Annotated in this window: 1 pseudogene; it reads left to right on the top strand. The window is 32.4% G+C overall.

The window, feature by feature from the left end:
- Positions 1-1,504 (top strand): annotated as a pseudogene (locus NK213_RS20010) (hypothetical protein); the annotation flags it as partial.

Genomic DNA, 1,504 nt, shown 5'->3' with positions numbered 1-1,504 from the left:
AAGGAATGGACGATTATGATACATATTTAGATAAACAGATAAAGCTGTTAGAAGGAATAGAAGATACATTTGATAAACTGGGTCTAACCAATAAAAAGCTTGCAGCAGTAATGGAAAAAGAAGCCTTAATAAGAGAAAAAAATCAAAATAATGTAATAGATCAGATAAAAGAAATAAGGGCAATGGGCGAGTTATTGGGAACAGACCAGAGCGAAATAGACAAACAAATAGCAGATGTGTATAAAAATAGTTCAGAAACAATAGCAAAATCCATATACGGACTTACCAAAAGGATAGAGCAATTACAAAAAAATACACCGCAATCAACAGAAGTAAAAGAAGAAAAAACAGAAAATCCGGTAAAAAGTATAGAAAAACTGGATAAAAGTACAGAAGAATTACAAAAAGAATTAATCTTCATAAATTCGGAAATAGTGAAAAATCAAAAGGTTTTGAGCGAATTAAACAGCCATCTATCCACGTTACCTGAAAACTTAAGAAGTAAACAGGAAGAAGAGTTTAAAAGGAATATAGGGTTATGGCAAAAGCTTTTGGATAAAGCATATGCGAAAAAAGAACAGATAGAATACAGCCTCGGGAACCCAAATATAACAGTAGCTTCTACTAAAAAAGACGGAGAAGTAACAGGACTGTTAACAGCAGAAAATAAAAAGGTACTGGAAGATTTCAATATAAAACTTGGAGAACAGCTAAAATATGTAAAAAATGGAATAAATATAGACTTTAGTGGATTTAATAGTATTGATGACATAAAAGCCATGTATGATGAAACACAAAAGCAATTATCAGAATTATCAGGGAAGAAAGATAATGCAGTTAATAGAAGTAAAAAAGAAACTTACGCAGTATTACTAGAATCATTATCAGAAATACTTAAAAATGATATAGGTAATGAAAGCACTCAAAAATCAACACAACAGAATGTATCATCTTCAACTGTAGAAGAACTGGAAAGATTAAAAGCAGAAGAAACTGAAAAACTTGTTCAGGCTCTGAAAAATGAAAGAGAACAAAGAGAAATAGCAAGACAAAGCTCACAGGTATATGATTTTGAAAAAGGAATAGAAGATCTTTTTTTAAATATAAATCCACAAAGTATACAGGAAAGTCTGATATCCGGAGTAAAAGACCTCTTCGATAAGGCAGTACAGGGAACAGATATAGGCGGGATATACCGGGATAAATATAATGAAGCTTTCGGGAATGCTTTCAGGGAAGTAATGGCGGACTTTAAACCAAGTGGAAATTATCTAAAAGACCAGGAAGAATATCAGAAAAGATTTATTGAAAGTCTGAAGGAACTTGCAACAAGTTCAGATATGGCAGTAAGAAGTATAGCGAATCTCACTCTGTTTGATACAGTAAAAAGTCAGTTAGATGAACTGGCAGGACATTTATCAACAGCCGGAGAAGTATTAAAAGATGATTTTTTAAAGAATCTTGCCACAACAGTAGAAAGTTTATCAGCCTTAGCGGAAAGTCT

Source organism: Sebaldella sp. S0638 (assembly GCF_024158605.1).
GTDB lineage: Bacteria > Fusobacteriota > Fusobacteriia > Fusobacteriales > Leptotrichiaceae > Sebaldella.
This window is presented reverse-complemented; position numbering and strand designations above follow the sequence as displayed.